The sequence below is a fragment of the Zestomonas ipomoeae genome (assembly GCF_057128665.1).
In genome coordinates this window covers 20479-39458 of the sequence record NZ_JBSKHQ010000012.1, presented here as the reverse complement: position 1 = coordinate 39458, position 18980 = coordinate 20479, and the positions used below count along the sequence as shown (strand labels likewise).

16 protein-coding genes are annotated in these 18980 nt (G+C 62.2%); 7 read left to right on the top strand and 9 right to left on the bottom strand.

Translation table 11 applies throughout. The annotated features are described in order from the left end of the window. The first annotated feature begins 58 nt into the window (after positions 1-58). The 5 genes from ACWKV7_RS14090 to ACWKV7_RS14070 all read left to right on the top strand — a co-directional run bounded on the left by ACWKV7_RS14090 (position 59) and on the right by ACWKV7_RS14070 (position 2873). Positions 59-145, top strand: a complete 87-nt coding sequence (locus ACWKV7_RS14090; protein WP_483858431.1) for a small membrane protein YohP — start codon at positions 59-61, stop codon at positions 143-145. A gap of 103 nt (positions 146-248) precedes the next feature. Continuing rightward, a complete protein-coding gene (locus tag ACWKV7_RS14085; RefSeq protein ID WP_483858314.1) occupies positions 249-1175 on the top strand; it encodes an ABC transporter ATP-binding protein in 927 nt (308 codons plus the stop codon). Continuing rightward, complete coding sequence (locus tag ACWKV7_RS14080) at positions 1172-1933, top strand: ABC transporter permease (protein ID WP_483858313.1); 762 nt, start codon at positions 1172-1174, stop codon at positions 1931-1933. The genes ACWKV7_RS14085 and ACWKV7_RS14080 overlap by 4 nt, the downstream gene beginning before the upstream one ends. A gap of 59 nt (positions 1934-1992) precedes the next feature. Further along, entirely contained in the window at positions 1993-2307 is a 315-nt protein-coding gene (locus tag ACWKV7_RS14075) for an I78 family peptidase inhibitor (RefSeq protein WP_483858312.1), read from the top strand. 140 nt (positions 2308-2447) lie between these two features. Next, the gene (locus ACWKV7_RS14070; RefSeq protein ID WP_483858311.1) at positions 2448-2873 is read left to right on the top strand and encodes an MAPEG family protein; all 426 of its coding nucleotides are present in this window, start codon (positions 2448-2450) and stop codon (positions 2871-2873) included. Positions 2874-2993: 120 nt separating this feature from the next. Here ACWKV7_RS14070 and ACWKV7_RS14065 read toward each other — a convergent pair whose 3' ends face one another. Then, positions 2994-3386 carry a DUF488 domain-containing protein gene (locus ACWKV7_RS14065; RefSeq protein WP_483858310.1) on the bottom strand — a complete coding sequence of 131 codons (393 nt, stop codon included), beginning with the start codon at positions 3384-3386 and terminating at the stop codon, positions 2994-2996. 66 nt (positions 3387-3452) lie between these two features. On the opposite strand from ACWKV7_RS14065, the gene ACWKV7_RS14060 reads away from it, so the two are divergent. Together ACWKV7_RS14060 and gap are read left to right on the top strand one after the other, a co-directional pair. After that, positions 3453-4121, top strand: a complete 669-nt coding sequence (locus tag ACWKV7_RS14060; RefSeq protein WP_483858309.1) for a COG3650 family protein — start codon at positions 3453-3455, stop codon at positions 4119-4121. A 96-nt stretch (positions 4122-4217) separates the two neighbouring features. After that, positions 4218-5216, top strand: coding sequence for a type I glyceraldehyde-3-phosphate dehydrogenase (gap, locus tag ACWKV7_RS14055; protein ID WP_483858308.1), 999 nt, complete (start codon positions 4218-4220; stop codon positions 5214-5216). Between the two features lie 69 nt (positions 5217-5285). Here the strand turns inward: gap and ACWKV7_RS14050 are convergent, their stop codons facing one another. The 8 genes from ACWKV7_RS14050 to ACWKV7_RS14015 all read right to left on the bottom strand — a co-directional run bounded on the left by ACWKV7_RS14050 (position 5286) and on the right by ACWKV7_RS14015 (position 18877). Further along, positions 5286-9641, bottom strand: coding sequence for a calcium-binding protein (locus ACWKV7_RS14050; protein ID WP_483858307.1), 4356 nt, complete (start codon positions 9639-9641; stop codon positions 5286-5288). Further along, entirely contained in the window at positions 9634-10158 is a 525-nt protein-coding gene (locus ACWKV7_RS14045) for a hypothetical protein (protein ID WP_483858306.1), read from the bottom strand. The genes ACWKV7_RS14050 and ACWKV7_RS14045 overlap by 8 nt, the downstream gene beginning before the upstream one ends. A 178-nt stretch (positions 10159-10336) precedes the next feature. Further along, complete coding sequence (locus tag ACWKV7_RS14040; protein ID WP_483858305.1) at positions 10337-11752, bottom strand: HlyD family type I secretion periplasmic adaptor subunit; 1416 nt, start codon at positions 11750-11752, stop codon at positions 10337-10339. Between the two features lie 88 nt (positions 11753-11840). Continuing rightward, a complete protein-coding gene (locus ACWKV7_RS14035) occupies positions 11841-13985 on the bottom strand; it encodes a type I secretion system permease/ATPase (RefSeq protein WP_483858304.1) in 2145 nt (714 codons plus the stop codon). Between the two features lie 203 nt (positions 13986-14188). Further along, positions 14189-14695 (bottom strand): N-acetyltransferase family protein, encoded by a 507-nt coding sequence (locus tag ACWKV7_RS14030; protein WP_483858303.1) that lies wholly within the window; start codon positions 14693-14695, stop codon positions 14189-14191. 4 nt (positions 14696-14699) lie between these two features. Continuing rightward, on the bottom strand, positions 14700-15794 hold the full coding sequence (locus ACWKV7_RS14025) for a PLP-dependent cysteine synthase family protein (RefSeq protein WP_483858302.1): 1095 nt from the start codon (positions 15792-15794) through the stop codon (positions 14700-14702). 18 nt (positions 15795-15812) lie between these two features. Continuing rightward, positions 15813-16718, bottom strand: coding sequence for a DMT family transporter (locus tag ACWKV7_RS14020; protein WP_483858301.1), 906 nt, complete (start codon positions 16716-16718; stop codon positions 15813-15815). Positions 16719-17218: 500 nt separating this feature from the next. Beyond that, positions 17219-18877 (bottom strand): glucan 1,4-alpha-maltotetraohydrolase domain-containing protein, encoded by a 1659-nt coding sequence (locus tag ACWKV7_RS14015; protein ID WP_483858300.1) that lies wholly within the window; start codon positions 18875-18877, stop codon positions 17219-17221. Between the last annotated feature and the right edge of the window lie 103 nt (positions 18878-18980).

Genomic DNA, 18980 nt, shown 5'->3' with positions numbered 1-18980 from the left:
AACGCGTTCGACGATGCCCAGTCACTAGTAATAGGCCCACCCATTCAGGAGCGACCCTATGCTGAAGTTTCTCGGTAGCACCGTCGGCATCATCTTTCTGATCGGCCTGCTGGTGGTCATCGGTGTATTGATGCTGCTGTTCTGATTCACCCAGCGGGACGTCCCGTCCCGCTCCCTTCTTCCCTTCCCCCTCGTCAGCCATTTGGCCGGCCTGCTACTCTGCCCGCTTGTCTTCGACAGGAGGTCCTATGGAGCCGGTCATCTCCATTCGTGCGCTGAACAAAACCTACGCCTCAGGCCACAGTGCGCTGCAGCATATCGACCTGGATATCGCCAAGGGCGAGATCTTCGCCCTGCTCGGCCCCAACGGCGCCGGTAAAACCACCCTGATCAACATCATCTGCGGCATCGTCAATCCCGGCGCCGGCAGCGTGCAGGTCGGCGGCCACGACATCGTGCACGACTACCGCGCGGCACGCGCGCAGATCGGCCTGGTGCCCCAGGAGCTGGTCAACGACGTGTTCGAGACCGTTTGGGCGACGTTGCAGTTCAGCCGCGGCCTGTTCGGCAAAAAGCCGGACCCGGCCTATCTCGAGCAACTGCTCAAGGACCTGTCGTTGTGGAACAAGAGGGACGCAAAGATTTTCGAGCTATCCGGCGGCATGAAACGCCGGGTGATGATCGCCAAGGCCCTGTCCCACGAGCCCTCGATCCTGTTTCTCGACGAACCCACCGCCGGGGTGGACGTGGAGCTGCGCCGCGACATGTGGGACATGGTGCGAGGGCTGCGCGCACGCGGGGTGACCGTGATCCTGACCACCCACTACATCGAAGAGGCCGAGGAAATGGCCGATCGCATCGGCGTGATCAGCCAGGGCCGCATCATCCTGATTGAGGACAAGTCCGTGCTGATGCACAAGCTCGGCAAGAAGCAACTGACCCTGCACCTGAAGCAACCGCTGGCGACGGTACCAGCCGAGTTCGCCGAATACCCGCTGGAACTGGCCGCCGACGGCCACGAATTGGTCTTCACCTTCGACACCCAGCGCGAGCAGACCGGCATCGCCGAATTGCTCAAGGCCCTCGCCCAGCACGGCATCGACTTCAAGGACCTGCAGACCAGCCAGAGCTCGCTGGAGGAGATCTTCGTCAACCTGGTGAGGGCACGGGCATGAATGTCTATGCGATCCGCGCGATCTACCTGTTCGAGCTGGCGCGCACCTGGCGCACGCTGCTGCAGAGCATCGCCACCCCGGTCATTTCCACTTCGCTGTATTTCGTGGTGTTCGGTTCGGCGATCGGCGCCAACATGGTGGCTATCCAAGGCGTCAGCTATGCCGCGTTCATCGTGCCCGGCCTGATCATGCTGGCGCTGCTGACCGAGAGCATTTCCAACGCCTCATTCGGCATCTACATGCCGAAGTACTCGGGCACCATCTACGAGGTGCTGTCGGCGCCGATTTCCTTCGCCGAGATCGTCATCGGCTATGTCGGCGCGGCTGCCACCAAATCGGTGATCCTCGGGCTGATCATCCTCGCCACGGCACGGCTGTTCGTCTCCTTCGAGATCATGCACCCGCTGTGGATGCTGGTGTTCCTGGTGCTCACCGCGGTCACCTTCAGCCTGTTCGGCTTCATCATCGGCATCTGGGCCAACGGCTGGGAAAAGCTGCAGGTGGTGCCGGCGCTGATCGTCACGCCGCTGACCTTTCTCGGCGGCAGCTTCTACTCCATCAGCATGTTGCCGCCGCTCTGGCAGCAGATCACCTTGTTCAATCCGGTGGTGTACCTGATCAGCGTGTTTCGCTGGAGCTTCTACGGCGTCGCCGATGTGAATGTGGCGGTCAGCCTGGGCATGGTGCTGGGGTTCCTGGCGCTGTGCCTGACCACCGTCTGGTGGATGTTCAAGACCGGTTACCGCTTGAAGAACTGAAGCCTGGCGAACGGCGCTTGCGTTGCCATGGTCGAAACTGCCCACTCGAAGGAGGCCACATGTCGCACATACTGACCCCACTCGCCCTGCTGCTAAGCGGAGCCCTGCTCACCGGCTGTGCCACGGCCGGTGCACCGGACGAATCGACGGAGCATGAACAGATGACCGACAGCCACTGCGACCCCGCCCCCGTGCAGAAACTGGTCGGTGAGTTCGCCACCCCCGAACTGCTGCAACAGGCCAGCCAGGCCGCCGGCGCCAAGCTGGTTCGCACCATCAAGCCGGGGGAAATCATCACCATGGAATACAACGACCAGCGCCTGACCCTGGAAGTCGACGCCGCCGGGGTGATCACCCGCCTCTATTGCGGCTGAGCCTGCCGGGGCCGGCTCAGCCGCTGGCATGATCGCCCTGGCAATTGTCGAGAACGCCGAGTGCATCGGCCTGAGCGATTGGCCAAGATGCTGGCGGCAACCTCCTGCCGCCCATCACCACCTGCAAGGATCGGAACCCAATGGATAGCGCCACGAACACCGCGTTGCTGGCCCTGCTCGGCTACGCCACCTGGACCCTGCTGTTGCTCGTCGTCATCACCTTCATGCGGACCGGCCTGACGCTATCGGGGCGCAGGGCCGCCAACAGTTTCGCCGTCAACGGCGACGACGTATCGCCATTCTCCGCACGCCTGTGCCGGGCCCACGCCAACTGCTACGAGAACCTGCCGGTGTTCGCCGGCATCCTGCTGGTCGGCGTGGTTGCCGACCAGGCCGTGTTGCTCGCCCCGCTGGCCCTCTGGGTGCTCGCCGCCAGGGTCGCGCAGTCGCTGGTGCATGTGCTGTCCACCAGCGTGCCGGCCGTGATGCTGCGCTTCACCTTCCTGCTGGTGCAGATGGCGATCCAGCTCTACTGGGCCTGGCTGCTGGTGCAGGCACTGCTCTGAGGACAGCAGGACTGACTCTGTAGGGGCGAATTGATTCGCCTATCCAGACTCCATCGACGAATAAATTCGCCCCTACAGCCCCACCGGCCTCGCAACGCTTCCTGCAGAGCGGCACCGACGTCAGACATCCCCATAGCACACGGGCGAACTGCCTGTGTCCATGCGTTCCAATTCTTCTTCGAGAAACTCTGCCAGCACCCGTGCGTTGTTGATCCGCTCGTCCCGCGCCGCATAGAGCAGTGTCAGCCGCCCCTGCTGCGCCCTTTCCAGCAGCCCCCACCAGTGCTCTGGGTGGGCCGCCAGCTCCGCGCGATAGCGCCGCTCGAACTCGGCGAACCGCTCGGGATGTTGGTGGAATGCCTTGCGCAGCTCGGTCGAAGGTGCGAGATCGCGAGCCCACTCATCGAGCGCCAGGCTGTCCTTGCGGCAGCCCCGCGGCCACAAGCGATCCACCAGCACCCGATAACCGTCTTCAGGCGCTGCCTCCGTATAGACACGTTTGCACTGGATCATCCGCCTTCCCCTTGTGATCGCCGTTGCGCCTGAGTAACGTGGGCCGCTCGCGCCTGGAGACCCACGATGACCGCCGCCCGTTCCCTGCTGTTCGCCCTGCTGCCGCTGTTTGCCGGCTGCCAGTTGTTCACCGAACAATCTTCCGTCCCCTCGGTTCCCAACCAGCGCCTGCAAGGCGAAGTCAGCCAAGTGGACGGACAACTGTTGTTCCGTCCCTGCCAGGAACAACGCCGCTTCGTGGTACTCAACCAGGGCGGCGACTTCTATAGGGAGGCCGCCGAGCTGATGACGCAGACCTCCCTTCCGCTGTTCGCCGACCTGCAAGGCCAGCTCGGCGCCAGCCAGGAGAAAGGCGTCGACGGCCAGCTCGATGTGGAGCGCTTCTACCGCATCCAGCCGGAAGGCCACAGCTGCGATGACCCCAACTTCCGCAGCCTGACCCTGCGCGCCAGCGGCCACGAACCAGACTGGCGCCTCAGCGTCAGCCGCGGCGGCCTGGTGCTCGACCGTCCCGGCCAGGAGCCACTGGCCCTGCCCTACCTGGAAGAGCGTCTGCCCGAGGGCCGCTTCAATCTCAGCAGCGAAGCCAACGGCCAGACTCTGGAGCTCTGGGTCGCCCCGCAACGCTGCGTCGATAGCATGAGCGGCGCCGTCCACCATCTGGCCGCCGAATTGCGCCTGGACGGCCAGGTCCTGCGCGGCTGCGGCCATTTCGGCGGTGCCCGCCAGGACTGAGCTATCGCCCGCCCCGCAAACATTGGCCGAATTTGCGAACCACCTCCGTCATCCAGCACCTAAGCTGAAGGCAGCTTAGTCCGAAGGAGGTGTTCCATGCTGCGTATCGCCATCAATGGTTACGGACGCATCGGCCGCGCCCTGCTACGCGCAATGTTCGAACGCGGGCTGGAAAAGAAGATCCACGTCGAGGCCATCAACGACCTCTGCGAAGCCGCGACCCTCGCCCACCTGACCCGTTTCGACTCCACCTTCGGCCGCCTCAAAGGCCAACTCAACCAGCATGACGACGTGCTCCAGGTGGATGGCCAGTCCATCCGCCTGCTGCGCGAGCGCGAACCGATCAACCTGCCCTGGGCACACCTGGCCGTCGACCTGGTAATGGAATGCACGGGGAGATTCAAGAAACGCGAGCAGGCCGAGCAGCACCTTACCGCCGGTGCCTCACGCGTCCTGCTCTCCCACCCGATGGATACCGCCGACCTCACCGTGGTCTACGGCGTCAACCATGACCTGCTGGGCAACCAGCAGATCGTCTCCAATGCCTCCTGCACCACCAACTGCCTGGCGCCACTGGCCAAGGTGCTGCACCAGGCGGTGGGTATCCGCCAGGGCCTGATGACCACCGTGCACTCCTACACCAACGACCAGAACCTGCTGGATAAGCCGCACAAGGACCTTTACCGCGCCCGCGCCGCCGCCCAGTCGATGATCCCCACCAGCACCGGCGCGGCCAAGACCATCGGCCTGGTGCTGCCGGAACTCGAAGGCCGCCTCGACGGCATGGCCGTGCGCGTCCCCACCCCCAATGTCTCCCTGCTAGACCTGACATTCACCGCCGAACGCCCCACCAGCCGTGACGCCATCAACGCCGCCCTGCAGGAAGGCGCCCGCCGCCTGCCACTGGGCACCATGGAATGCAACGACCTGCCCCTGGTCTCCACCGACTTCAACGGCTACCCGGTCTCCTGCATCGTCGACCTCAACCACACCCGCGTGCAGGGCGACCTGGTCAAGGTCATGGCCTGGTACGACAACGAATGGGCCTTCGCCAACCGCATGCTCGACGTGGCCCTGGCCTGGCTGAAACGCTGAGCGTTCATCGCCCGAAAAGAAAAAGGCCCGGCATATAAGCCGGGCCTCTTCTTTCCTACCGCAGAGCGATCACTGCCAGTTGGCGGCGATCACCAGGTTCAGCTGATCGCGCTGGTCAGGCGTCATGTTCGACTCCCCACCGGACGGGGCGCCAAACGCGGCCATGGCATTGACCAGGTTCTGCACTTGACTGTCCGTCAGCGTCCGGCCATCGGCCACCTGCATCTTTTCGACGCGGAAGCTGCTGCCGGAATACCAGTTGTTGATGGTCACGCTATCCGAAGTGCCCTCCACCAAGATCGCGAGATTGTTCCCGCTGCGCTGGAACCAGAGCTGCTCGGGAGACAACCCCTGGCCGAAGCTCAACAGATCGTTGCCACCTGACTCATTGATGACGTCCTGGCCGTCGCCCAGCTCGAACACGTAGGTGTCGCTGTTGTAGCTGCCATGCAGGGTGTCGTTACCCTTACCGCCCACGAACAAATTGTCCTTGGCGTTGTTGTAGTCCACCTTCAGCACGTCGTTGCCTTCGCCGCCGTACAGGAAGTTGCTGCCACCGCCCCCGTCCAGCGTGTCGTTACCGGCACCACCGAACAGATGATCCTTGCCGGCCCAGCCGTTCAGGCTGTCGGCGCCGTCGGTGCCGCGGCTGATCAGCCCCAACTGGTCAATATCGGCCTGGCTCCAGCTGCTGCCGTCAGCGAACTCGATCCGCTCCAGGCTCTTACTCCCATCCACCCGCGAGTTGCTGGCAGTACCCTGCAGCCAATTCTTGACGGTCACCGAGTCGCTACCGTTGCGGTGCAGGAACACCAGGTCCGCACCCATCTTGCGTAGCTCCAGGTCAGCCGCCACGATGCCTTCGCCGAAGCGCAGCACGTCCACCGCGCCGGTGACATTGCCGATTTCGATGATGGTGTCGTGACCGTCGCCCAGCTCGAACACATAGGTGTCGCTGTTGTAGCTGCCATGCAGGGTGTCGTTACCCTTACCGCCCACGAACAAATTGTCCTTGGCGTTGTTGTAGTCCACCTTCAGCACGTCATTGCCTTCGCCGCCATACAGGAAGTTGCTGCCACCGCCCCCGTCCAGCGTGTCGTCGCCCGCACCACCGAACAGATGATCCTTGCCGGCCCAGCCGTTCAGGCTGTCGGCGCCGGTCGTTCCTGCGCGCCAAGGACTTTCCTGATCGAACCACAGGCTGTTCTGACGGGCGAATTCGCTAAATTGCTCCGCATTCAGCCGGTTTACCAATTTGGAGGTAAATACCCCCCAATCCAACGCCGCCGGGCCTTCAGGCTTAACGACCGAGAGAAAGTCCTTGGTATCCATCAGAGCCTGAACCGGCTCCGCCGCAGCGCGTTGTTCCAGTTTCTGTTGAACTCCGCTGTAATCCAACTCCAACCCTTCGTCAGTGACTCGGATATCAAGCTCGTTGATATAAGGTTGCATGCGAGTCTGTGGCAACAGCGCTTGGAAAACCGAACGACGCAGCGCGTCATAAGACTGCTGCAAGAGCTGGGCTTGCCCGGCATTAATACGCAAGTGCTCTTCTGTTATGTAGAACACCCGCTGCCCGGCTTCGCGTGCGTAGCTGGTACCTACGGAGAACGTCGAAGCACCGACCCGAAGCTTGCCATCGACCCGGCCGCTGCCATCGCTGTTCGTCGATTCACGCGCTTCGAAATTGAAGAAGTTCTGCCCGTTGAATACTTCCAGCAACTTGACCAGCTCCAGAAGCTCTTTCTGTTTGAGCTGCTCCGCGGTAGGCCCCTTCTTTTCAGCCTCGCCCTCGGCCAGCGCCGAGGAGCCACCGGAACTGCCAGAGCCCACCCCGTACTCGCTTTTCGGTACTTCCCAGGAATAGGAAAAGACGAAACGCACACGCTCGGTGTCCATGACGCTGACACGCTGATCAAAGGTTTGATAGCTGGAAGACTTGGCCCACGCCGCGATTAATCCACTGATAGCATTGACCTGCTGTTCATGGGTTTGCGCCTGCGCATATTGGCCGAGTTGGGCTTTCAACCCCGCATTGAGCATCGCAGCCTCGCGCAAATCGCGCACCGCACCGGAGCCTTGCATGCTCGGCAAAGCTTTGACACTGTCGTCCAACTCGATTCGGTCGGTGTACTGACGGAAGAACGGGTTGCTGGCCAGGTCCAAGTTGGCAGCCAGACTCTGGTTGCCGTTAACGGCGCCTTCGCTGCCGTCGCCGCGCACAAAGGTTCCGACCGCACTGATCAGGTTACCGTTGGAGTTCTGATTGGCCTGGGTCGAGCCGAGATTGATCGCGGTGATATTGTGTTCGGCGAGCAATTTCAATTCACCGGCCTGCGCGATACCGTCCTGGTTCAGATCCTGCCATACACGCACTTTGGCAAATTGCGCATCTTGAGCATCGAAAATGCCGTCGGAGTTGCTATCCAGATCGCGCAGCGCATCGAAACCATCGGTGGCTTTCTGGCCGTTGCGCTTGACGGTATCCACACCGAACAATTCGCTGCCGTTATCGATAGTTCCGTTGCCATTGCGATCCAGAACCAAGAAACCGTCGTCACCTTTGACCCAGCCGGTGCCGGTTTTCACCCCATTCCCATTATGATCAAATACTATCCCAGCATTAGTAGATATCGTTTCGACGCCATCCCCATCCAAATCCAGCACTAGAGGATCTGCACGAACTATCCATCGGTTTGCCGCATCAAAATGCACGTTCACATCGGTACTAACACAACTGGTTCCGGTATCGATGTACTGATCACCCACTCCATTATATGGAGGTACGGAGCGTTCATTATCAGGACCTTTCCTATGCGGATCCCCAAAACTATTACCATCACGAGGAATACTGCTGGTATCACCACCAGTCATATCACCATCGCGCACTCCGTTACCATCGGCATCGCCGCTTGGCGGTGGATTGTACTTGCCATCTGCAGAGCCACCATTACCGAAACTATTACCATCACGTGGTATGTGACTAGTGTCTCCACCGGTCATATCCCCATCACGCACACCGTTACCATCAGCATCACCACTTGGCGGCGGGTTGTAGTTGCCATCCGCCGAACCGCCATTGCCGAAACTGTTACCGTCGCGTGGAATATTGCTGGTGTCCCCACCGGTCATATCCCCATCACGCACACCGTTACCATCAGCATCACCACTTGGCGGCGGGTTGTAGTTGCCATCCGCCGAACCGCCATTGCCGAAACTGTTACCGTCACGCGGAATATTGCTGGTATCTCCGCCGGTCATGTCCCCATCGCGAACTCCGTTACCATCAGCATCGCCACTTGGCGGCGGGTTGTAGTTGCCATCCGCCGAGCCGCCATTGCCGAAGCTATTGCCGTCACGCGGGATATTGCTTGTGTCGCCGCCCGACAAGGCACCATTTCCGTCAACTTCACCATTGAGGTCAGTAATCTTTCCGTCAGGGTCTATGATTCTGGTCTTATTGCTATCTGCGGAAAACCAAGTTACCGTCCCATCAGGCGAGGTCTTCTTCCAACTCTCCCCAACATATTGCACAATTGTTCCGTCAGCATACTCCCGATAAGTAAGCCCCCCATCTTTTCGAACCTCCTTCTTCACGTCTCCTTTCTTATATTCAGTTGTAACATAACCCCTTGGATCTACTGTAACGGTCTCATTGGATGAGCCACCGGAGCCAGCTGAGTCCGCATCATCATTACCCCCATCAATTACTAGATGGCCTCCCTCGCCTACTCCGCCTGAGGGAGAGTCACCTATGCCACTATTATTGCCTGCCCCGCCAGAATTCGAACCACCTTTCCATGCGTCAGGATTCAGAATATTCCAAATTCGCCCACCAACTTTGTCACCCCAAATAGCTCCAGCGATGCCAGCTAATGCTACCGCAGCCAGAGTAACTGGATTGGAGGCCGCCCCATACATTGCTGCAACTTCAGCAGCCATATAGCCAAGAGCGGTGGAGTATAAAAGCCCGGTAGACAGCTCTCCGAGCTTATTCCAGTCCCCCTGATCTATTGCCACACTGATCTTATATACATCTAGAGCTTCCCCAACCGGGAGCTTGCCAGCCACATCACCAAAATATGCTTTAAAATCCGATCTATTTTGCAGGTAATCTATCCGCGAGCTCGTCTCTTTTGATAGTTTCTCCAAGTCTGCAGAAATGGTGGAATATAGCCTCTGCCGAGCGACATCACCCGACAACCGGGCCTTATCTGCAAAACGAGCGGCAAGTTTCGACTGCTGTATCAGACTAGAATCTAGCGCTCGCGCCATCTCCTGCATTTTCTGAGATTCAGACTTCAGCCCACCCCCATAGGCAGAATAAAATGCAGCCCCAAGCTTCTCGTTTAAGTTCTGAATTTCAGAGAGATACTCCGGATCACTAAACACTTCCCTTATATCTCGCGCATTAACCTCAGACACCAGCAGATCTCCATTTCAGTTTCACGAACACAACAACAGCATAGAAAAAATGAGCAGCAAGGGCTGAATTCAGAAGCAAAACTGTAACTCCTCCCCCACTGGCGAATATCTCCCCAAGCTTCGCCAACCCCATTCCATTGCCACCCTCCTCAGCCATATCGCACGGAATAAAATAGAACGAAAAAAAGACACACAAAGAAGCACCCAGAAGCGCTGCAACGGGAGCCTCCTTGAGCGGTCTTTCTATATAAAAATTTTTATCGAAGCGGCCAAACACCAAGAACACCAACACAAATATCAATGACAGCAGATAGCTAAATATCGCTTGCAATATCTGCCCCTCGCTCACAAGAGCAGGATGACCACATACATATGACGAAGCATTCCGCAAGGCAACTCCACCATCCAACCCCGCCGCCTTGATAAGAAAATAAAAAAGCAAAGAGAGCACAAAGTTAGCAACCAGCACCTTTAAAAGGGCACCTTCGAAATCCAGTTTAGGCTCGAAACCCAGCATCTAACCTCCACGATTTCTGTTATCACAAGCCACACATTGAGCGCATAGCAAAACGACTGGCAACAATATCTAGATTGAACATGTGCACCCCACTAGGCGCGTGGATACGCTGTATCCATTGAAAGCTCTGATGGAAAAAGGCTCCCTCATGTGCCCGTTCTTGTTGTCCCTGTTGGGCTCAGCGTTCGGCCAAGCTCTCGTCGGCGTACTCCTTAAGCGGACTCAAGAAGTAATCGATCACTTTGCGCTTATCCGTCTTCACTTCCGCGCGCACGGCCATGCCTGGTGACAGGGCGATGTCCTGGTCGCCGACGCGGATGCGGTCGCTCTTGAGGTGGATGCGGGTGCTGTAGACCAGGCCGCGTTTTTCGTCCTCGATGGCGTCGTTGGAGATGCTCTGCACGGTGCCTTCCACCACGCCGTATTTGGTGAAGGTGAAGGTCTCGACCTTGATCTCGACTTCCTGGCCGGGGCGGACGAAGCCGATGTCCTTGTTTTCCAGCATGGCTTCCACTTCCACCGGTTGGTCGCTGGGCACGATGACCATCAGCGGTTGGGCTTCGGTGACGACGCCGCCAGCGGTGTGGATGGCGAGTTGTTGCACGGTGCCGTCCACCGGGGCGGTGAGGCGGGTCAGGCGGTCGCGGCGTTCGGCTTTTTTCAGTTCCTGGCTGAGGGCGGCGATGCGTTGTTCGGCGTCCTGTTGCAGGTCGAGCATGGCCCGGCGGGTCTGGGCGAGCACGCCGGCGCGGCGGCGTTCGGCGGCTTTGCGAGCGGCGTTGAGCTCCTGTACACGCACTTGCTGGATGGCCAGTTCGCGCTCCTGGTCGAGGCGCAGTTGTTCCTTTTCCAGGTAGGCGTGCTTGGCGATGTACTGCTTGTCCAGCAGGCGCTTGTAGTCGGCGGCCAGTTGCTGGGTGATCGGCAGGGTTTCCTTGAGGGAGGCGACGTTGGTTCGGGCAGCGCGGATTTCCGCGGCGCGCTGTTCGATCTCAGCGTCGACCTGGTCGAGCTGGCTGGTCAGTTCCAGGTACTGGCCGAGCAGCCAGCGTTCGGCGCTGCGTTGTTGTTCAACGCTGGCCTGGGGCAGGCGCTCGGCCAGGGAGGTCGGCTCCCGTTGACTCTGGATCGCGTCAAGCAAGGCGCCAGCGCGGGCGCTATCGACCTGGGCAGCGAGCAGGTCGCTTTCCAGGCGCTGGACGTCGGCGCCGGTCTGGCTGGCGTCGAGTTCCACCAAGAGGTCGCCGGCCTTGACCGCCTGGCCATCCTGCACGTGGATGGAGGTGACCACTGCGACTTCGCTGGGCTGGATCAGTTTGCTCTTGCCGCTGGGCACGATCTTGCCGCTGGCGGTGGCGACCACGTCGATCTCGCCCAGGCAGGCCCAGAGCAGCGCCAGCACGGCGAAGGCGATGATCGCCCACTGGATGATGCGTGGCGCCGGATGCACAGGGGCGTCCTGCAGGGCTAGGGCGGCGGGCAGGAATTGCACTTCATGGTTCAGGCGCGCGGGGGCGTCCATGGCCTTGCGCTGGCGCCAGGAGTGGCGCCAGGCCTGGCGGTAGCGGTTCAGGAGGTCGCGTTTGGCGCTCATGGGCGGGCTCCCTGGTTGTTCCGTGCTCCCCTCTCCCCAACCCCTCTCCCGGCGGGAGAGGGGCTATAGGTCCGTGCGGGCTTGAGTGTCATGCGGCACCGCCTTGCTGCAGGCGATGCAGCCGCGAGTAATGGCCGGCCTGGTGGGCCAGCAGTTCGGCGTGGGTGCCTTGCTCGACGATCTGGCCGCGGTCCATGACGACGATGCGGTTGGCGTCGCGCACGGCGGACAGGCGGTGGGCGATGATGATCACCGTGCGGCCTTGGCAGATGGCCTGCATGTTCTGCTGGATGATGCGTTCGGACTCGTAGTCCAGGGCGCTGGTGGCCTCGTCGAAGATGAGGATGCGCGGGTTGCCGATCAGCGCACGGGCGATGGCGATGCGTTGGCGCTGGCCGCCGGAGAGCGAGGCGCCGTGTTCGCCGACCACGGTGTCGTAGCCTTCCGGCAGTTCGAGGATGAATTCATGGGCGCCGGCCAGCTTGGCCGCCTGCATGACCACCTCGATGGGCGCGCCGGGGTCGGTCAAGGCGATGTTTTCGCGAATGCTGCGGGCGAACAGCATGTTGTCCTGCAGCACCACGCCGATCTGCCGGCGCAGCGAGGAGACGTCGGCCAGGGCAAGGTCCATGCCGTCCACCAGCACTCGGCCCCGTTCGGGGGTGTAGAGGCGTTGCAACAGCCGGGTCAGGGTGCTCTTGCCGGAGCCGGAGCGGCCGACCACGCCGATCACCTCGCCCGCCTGGATGGTCAGGCTGATGCCGCGCAGCACTTCGCTGCCATCCGGGCGGTAGCGGAATTGCACCTGATCGAACTCCACCTGGCCTTTGAGCGGCGGCAAGGCACTGCGGGTGGCCTGGGACAGTTCGGTGCGGGCGTTGAGGATATCGCCCAGGCGCTGCACGGAGACGCCGGTCTGCTGGAAATTGGTCCACAGCTGGGCCAGGCGCATGATCGGTTGCGAGACACGACCGGCGAGCATGTTGAAGGCGATCAGTTGGCCGACCGAGAGATCGCCATCGATCACCAAGCGCGCGCCCAGCCAGAGGGTACTGACGGTGACCAGCTTGCCGATCAGGCCGACGCCTTCGTTGGCCAGGGTGGAAAGGGTCTGGGTCTTGAAACTGGCGGCGACGTAGCCGGCCAGCTGGTTGTCCCACTTGCGGGTGATCTGCGGCTCCACCGCCATCGACTTGAGGGTGTCGATGCCGTTGACGGTTTCCACCAGGAACGCCTGGTTCTCCGCGCCGCGGCTGAAGCTCTCGTTGAGGCGCGCGCGCAGCAGCGGGGTGATGAACATCGACAGCAGGAAGTACAGCGGCAGCGACAGCAGCACCACCAGCGTCAGCCAACCGCTGTAGACGAACATCACGGCGATGAACACCACCGAGAACAGCACGTCGAGGATCAGGGTGATGGTGTTGCCGGTGAGGAAGCTGCGGATGTTCTCCAGCTCGCGCACCCGCGCCACCGAGTCGCCGACCCGCCGCGCCTGGAAGTAGGCCAGCGGCAGGGTCACCAGGTGACGGAACAGCCGCGAGCCCAGCTCCACATCGATGCGGCTCGCCGTGTGGGCGAATACGTAGCTGCGCAGGCCCGATAGCAGCGTCTCGAACAGCATGATGCCGAGCAGGCCGATGGCGATCACGTCCAGCGTGGACAGGCCGCGATGCACCAGCACCTTGTCCATCACCACCTGGAAGAACAGCGGCGTGAGCAGCGCGAAGATTTGCAGCACGAAGGACACCATCAGCACTTCGCCAAGCAGCTTGCGGTACTTGACGATGGCCGGGATGAACCAGGTGAAGTCGAACTTGGCCAGCTCGCCGGCAACGGATGCCTCGGAGCGCACCAGCAGCAGCTCGCCGCTCCAGCGGGCCTCGAGCTCCTCGAAGCTGAAGACTTCCGGGCGCTGGGCCTTGGGATCGTGGATCAGCGCCTTGCCGTCGTCGATGCGGGCGATGATGAAGAAGCCGCCGTCGCGGTCAGCGGCGATGGCCGGCAACGGCGTGCGATCCAGCCGCTCGACGCTGCTGCGCGCCGCCTTGGCCTTCAGGCCGAGCTTCTTCGCGGCCAGCAGCAGCTCGGGCTTGCCGAAGGCGCGGCCGTCTTCGGCGAATTCGTGGGCAAGTTGTTCGGGCGAGGCGGCGACGTTGTGGAAACGCGCGAGCATGACCAGGCAGGCAAGGCCGGTATCGACCACCGCCTGGGTGGAATCAGGTACTTCTGACATCTGCGTCCCTGCTTTGGCAAGCGAAAGGCGAAGGCTGGCTCGGCCTGCAATGCGGGTCGAACGAGCGCGAAATTGAAGAAAAAGATAGGGAAGCAGGCGATGGTGTCTGTCCCTAGACCCACCCAGTTAGAGCGGCCGCTTCTTTTACGAAATAGCCAGGGGCCAGTCAACCAGCCCCATAAAAAGAGTGATCTGGCGCACGCTTACGCCTGGCGATAACACAGCGTGGTTCGCCCTGAGCCATGGGGCCGCCGCTCAGGATCGGCGTAGGTGCGGATTTCGACGAAGCCGGCCTTGCGCATCATGCCGGCCGACGCGGCATTTTCCTCGTGGCGATCGATGTACACATCGTGCAGACCGCGCTCCGCCAGGCGAGCGACGGCCAGGCCCAGCAGCTGCGCACCGAGCCCCCGGCCGGCCAGGTCGCCATGTACGACTGCCTCGCAGATGTAGCCCTGCGGCAGATCGCGGCGCTCCGAGGGCTGGTCTCCGGTGAAGGCACGGGTGGGCATGAAGCTGACGAAGCCGGCCAGCCCTCCCGCCTGCTCGACCAGAACGGCTTCCACTTCCCCGTCGGCGATTCGACTCAGGTGTTCGGTTACCGCCGCCTCTGGCAGGTAGTTCCAGGGGTTGGGGCCGTGTTCGAAGACCAGCTCACGAAGACGCGGAATATCCGCAGCATCAGCCAGGCGGAACTGCAGCTCGCCCACGTGGCTAGAGCCCCGCCTCGCCAATCCCCGGCGGCAGCTCAGCGCCCCGCTCGGCACAGGCGGCAATCTGCTCGATCAGCGGCGCCAGCGCAAAACCCTGCGCCCGTAGCCAGGCGTCGTCGTAATAGGTGGTCGCATAGCGTTCGCCGCCATCGCAGAGGATCGCCACCAGCGAGCCGGACTCGCCCGCCTCGACCATACGTCGCGCCACCAGCAGCGCACCGATCAGGTTGGTGCCGCTGGAGCCGCCGACCCGTCGGCCCAGACGCCGCGCCAGGTAATGCATGGCCGCAAGGGAGAGCGCATCGGGCACCTTGCACATGGCATCGAGTACTTGCGGCAGGAAGGATGCCTCGACCCGCGGCCGACCGATGCCTTCGATGCGCGAGCCGCAATCCAGGCGCAGGCTGGCGTCGCCGCTCTGGTAGTAGTCGAAGAACACCGAGCGCTCGGCATCGGCGCAGAGCACACGGGTGCTGTGTTGACGATAGCGCACGTAGCGGCCGAGGGTAGCCAGGGTGCCGCCGGTGCCGGGGCTGGAGATCAGCCAGGCCGGCTCGGGAAACCGTTCGAAGCGCAGTTGCTGGAAGATCGACTCGGCGATGTTGTTGTTCGCTCGCCAGTCGGTGGCGCGCTCGGCGTAGGTGAACTGATCCATGAAGTGCCCGCCGGTTTCCCGCGCCAGACGCTCGGATTCGCTGTAGATCTGCGTCGGGTCGCTCACCAAGTGGCTCTGGCCGCCGTAGAAGGCGATCTGCGCGATTTTTTCCTTGGAGGTGCTGGCCGGCACCACCGCGATGAACGGCAGCCCGAGCAGGCGGGCGAAATAGGCCTCGGAAATGGCCGTCGAACCACTGGACGCCTCGATCACCGGCGCGCCGGGCTTGAGCCGGCCGTTACACAGCGCGTAGAGAAACAGCGAGCGGGCCAGGCGATGCTTGAGGCTGCCGGTGGGGTGGCTGGATTCGTCCTTGAAGTACAGCTCGATGCCGGGCAGGCCGGGCAGCTCCAGAGGGATCAGGTGGGTATCGGCACTGCGCTGGAAATCCGCTTCGATGATGCGGATCGCCTCGCGGGTCCATTGGCGTTGATCGGTCATGACGGCACCTTGTCGTTTTTAGTCGAGCACACCGGCGGGGGTCGGCGGCGTGCCGCGCCATTGGCTCAGGGCCACGCCGCCGAAGACCAGCCCGGCGGCCAGCAGTTGCATGGCGTTGAGGCTCTCGCCCAGCAGCAGCACGGCGAAAACCAGCGTAAACGCCGGAATCAGGTTGATGAATCCGGAAGCCTGGCTGGCCGGCAGCCGGCTGACGCCGAAGTTGTACAAACCGTAGGCACCGACGGTGACCACTACTCCAAGATAGATCACCGCGCCGAGGCCCAGACCGCTGACCGCTTGCGGCCAAGGCTCGCTGACTGCTGCCAGGGGCAGGAAGAACACCGCTCCGACCATCGCCTGCATGGCGGTGAGGATGAATGCCGAATAGCGCGACGACAGGTGCTTGAGCAGCAGCGTGTAGCCGGTGGCGCAGAGCATGGCGAGCAGTTCGTAGAAGTTGCCCAGCAACGGCGCGGGGGCATGGGGCTGGGCGTCGCCGGCCAGGCTCAACCATACAGCCCCGGCCACCGCCAGCAGGAAGCCGCCGAGGGTAGTCAGGGTGATGCGCTCGCGCAGGAACAGGAAGGCGCCCATGGCCACCAGCAAGGGCAGCAGCGCGGTGATCATGCCGGCCTGGGAGGCGCTGGTATTCTGCAGCGCCATGGCCTCGAAGACGAAATACAGGCAGGGCTCGCAAACGGCCAGGCCGAGCAGGTACCTCCAGTCGCCGGCACGGTATTCGATACGCCCGCGCCACCGCCAGGCGAGCAGGAACACCAGGCTGCCCAAGGCCATGCGCCCGAAGATCACCCACAGCGGCGGCAGCTCGGCGAAGGCCAGCTTCAGCGCGATGAACGAACTGCCCCACAGTGCCATGGCCACTATCAGGCAACCCATCGCAAAACCACGCCCCTGCCCCGCCATGCCCCAGCCGCTCCACGCAAAACGGGCAGTCTAGGGGCAAGGCGACGGTGGCGACAGACACAGCCAACGGAGAAAACTGTGTGTTGCGGGCTCGGCACGTGAACCGTGCCGTAGGTTGGGTTGGGCCTGCGAAGCCCAACAGCGGGATTTCGCCAAACCGCTATCCGCAGGGTATCGGAGGGTGCCTTCGTCCCAACCCATCGATACGCCATGACTGCGGACGGTCGGCAACACACAAGCCCGGCGGGCGCCCCCTGGGTCCCGTCCTTCGCCGGGACGACGGTGCCTGGAACACCGCGCCAATCCCCTACCCCGTCATACCGGCGCAGGCCGGTATCCAGGAAACCGGCAACACCGGAATCTTCGCGCTGCCCGCCCCTGGGTCCCGGCCTTCGCCGGGACGACGGAGATCTGAAACACCACGCCAATCCCCTACCCCGTCATGCCGGCGCAAACCGGAATCCAGGGGCAGGCAACTGGGGGCCGCGCGCTGGCACTGGCTAGAAAGTCCCCACCGTGGTCGCGCCCACCGCTGTCACCACAGCGTTGTTGGCACCCGGCTGCCAGGTCTTGACCTGGGTCGGGTTGCTCTCGTTGCGAATGACGCATTTCCACTCCACGCTCTGCTGGGCCGGCAGGCTGAGGGTGCCTTTCCAGGTCGGATAGGCGCTGGTGTCGGTCAGGCGCACGGCATTGGCGGCACTCCAGCTGCCCAGCTGGGCGATATTGCCCACCGCATAGACGCTATCGCCCCACTGGGTCACGCCGTTGTCGCAACGGAAGTTGACGCTCACCAGATCGCCGCCAGTGCTGCCGCTGCGCCAGATGCGGATCTGCCCGCTGTCGGCATTCAACGCCTGGGTAAAGCTGCCGCTGGCCACTTGGCCGGGATTGCCCAGGTTGGAGCCGAGGGCGACCACCAGGGTCTGCTGATTGCCGCTGACGGTGGCCACCAATCCCGAATAACCGCTGTGGAATTGAATCGGCGAATCGGCGCGCACGCCTGCCGCGCGACGTATCTGGATCAACTGGCGGATAAAGTCGCCCAGCCCCCAGTCGTACATATGCGACCAGTACACCACCGGCGTGCCGGGGCTGCTGAGGATGTAGGCATAGGCCTGCTTGCGCAGGGCATCCGGCAGCGGCCAATGGTGCTGGCCGCCATTCGGCCCCGGCGAGTAGCCGGTGTCGTGGTTGTCGACGAAGGTCACCGCCACCTCGCGCCACCGTGCATCCGGATTGCCGTTCAGGCCGTTCTTCCAATCGGCGAGGCCGCCGTTCTGCATGCGCTCCTTGAGGGCGAAATCGAACACCGGGCAACGCGCACGATCCGACCAGTCCTTGAGGATCTGCTGCCAGCTCGCCGTATGCCGCCAGTCCCAGGTCGGATACTCGCTGGGCGACTTCCACAACTCGCCGACGCAGAAGCCGCTGTCGTGACTGTCGGCCATCCAGCTATTGACCCGCTCACCGGCGTAACCGCGCACGAAATCGAAGCGGAAGCCAGCCGCGCCGTAGTTGCTATTCAGGTTGCGAAACTCGTCGCGGAACATCGCGTAATTCTGCGGGTGACCGGTATTGATGTCCGCATCGCCACCGATGAAGCGGTCGCCATCGTCGCAGTCGTTGGGGTAGTTGCCGGGGTCGGCACAGTCGTTGCGCCACAGGCCCTGGCCGGCGGGCAGGTTGATTTCCTTGCTCGGGTAGCCGCGGTTCATGTGGTTGGGCACCAGGTCGTAAACCACCTTGACCTGGGCATTGTTCAGCGCGCTGGCGGCCTGTTTGAGCTGACTGTCGCTGCCGTAGCGGCCGTTCTTGTTGAAGTCGTGCCAGAAGTAGCCTTCGCCACCGCCGGAAGTGCCAGAGCCGGCATCGCTCCAGCTGGAAAAGTCGCGCCAGGGCACCGGCATCCACACGGCGCTGAAGCCGTCGGCGGCGATGGTCGGCGCCATGTCGCGCAGGCGCGTGTACCAGGCGTTGGGATCGGTGCGCACGACATTCCAGTGGAAGCCCTGGAGGATGATTTCATCGCCACCGTGGTAGCGCACCAGGTTGGGACTCTTGCCCACCGCATCGGCGGCTTTCAGCAGATTGCCATAGGGAAACGCGAGGGGAGACAAAGCCAGGGTGAGACCGGCGAGTCGCAGGTATCGGTTCATCGTAAAGCTCCGTTCTTGTAATTGTTTTCGAGCATCCGACAGCGGGAGGCGTACCTCCGGGATGACAGGTGAACCGCCCATGCGTGGGGCGGCCACCCTGAGA

Bases quoted from the DNA above. Each gene is read 5' to 3' on its own strand.
- ACWKV7_RS14090 (WP_483858431.1), top strand. From the start codon at position 59: ATGCTGAAGTTTCTCGGTAGCACCGTCGGCATCATCTTTCTGATCGGC.
- ACWKV7_RS14085 (WP_483858314.1), top strand. From the start codon at position 249: ATGGAGCCGGTCATCTCCATTCGTGCGCTGAACAAAACCTACGCCTCA.
- ACWKV7_RS14080 (WP_483858313.1), top strand. From the start codon at position 1,172: ATGAATGTCTATGCGATCCGCGCGATCTACCTGTTCGAGCTGGCGCGC.
- ACWKV7_RS14075 (WP_483858312.1), top strand. From the start codon at position 1,993: ATGTCGCACATACTGACCCCACTCGCCCTGCTGCTAAGCGGAGCCCTG.
- ACWKV7_RS14070 (WP_483858311.1), top strand. From the start codon at position 2,448: ATGGATAGCGCCACGAACACCGCGTTGCTGGCCCTGCTCGGCTACGCC.
- ACWKV7_RS14065 (WP_483858310.1), bottom strand. From the start codon at position 3,386: ATGATCCAGTGCAAACGTGTCTATACGGAGGCAGCGCCTGAAGACGGT.
- ACWKV7_RS14060 (WP_483858309.1), top strand. From the start codon at position 3,453: ATGACCGCCGCCCGTTCCCTGCTGTTCGCCCTGCTGCCGCTGTTTGCC.
- gap (WP_483858308.1), top strand. From the start codon at position 4,218: ATGCTGCGTATCGCCATCAATGGTTACGGACGCATCGGCCGCGCCCTG.
- ACWKV7_RS14045 (WP_483858306.1), bottom strand. From the start codon at position 10,158: ATGCTGGGTTTCGAGCCTAAACTGGATTTCGAAGGTGCCCTTTTAAAG.
- ACWKV7_RS14040 (WP_483858305.1), bottom strand. From the start codon at position 11,752: ATGAGCGCCAAACGCGACCTCCTGAACCGCTACCGCCAGGCCTGGCGC.
- ACWKV7_RS14035 (WP_483858304.1), bottom strand. From the start codon at position 13,985: ATGTCAGAAGTACCTGATTCCACCCAGGCGGTGGTCGATACCGGCCTT.
- ACWKV7_RS14025 (WP_483858302.1), bottom strand. From the start codon at position 15,794: ATGACCGATCAACGCCAATGGACCCGCGAGGCGATCCGCATCATCGAA.
- ACWKV7_RS14020 (WP_483858301.1), bottom strand. From the start codon at position 16,718: ATGGCGGGGCAGGGGCGTGGTTTTGCGATGGGTTGCCTGATAGTGGCC.
- ACWKV7_RS14015 (WP_483858300.1), bottom strand. From the start codon at position 18,877: ATGAACCGATACCTGCGACTCGCCGGTCTCACCCTGGCTTTGTCTCCC.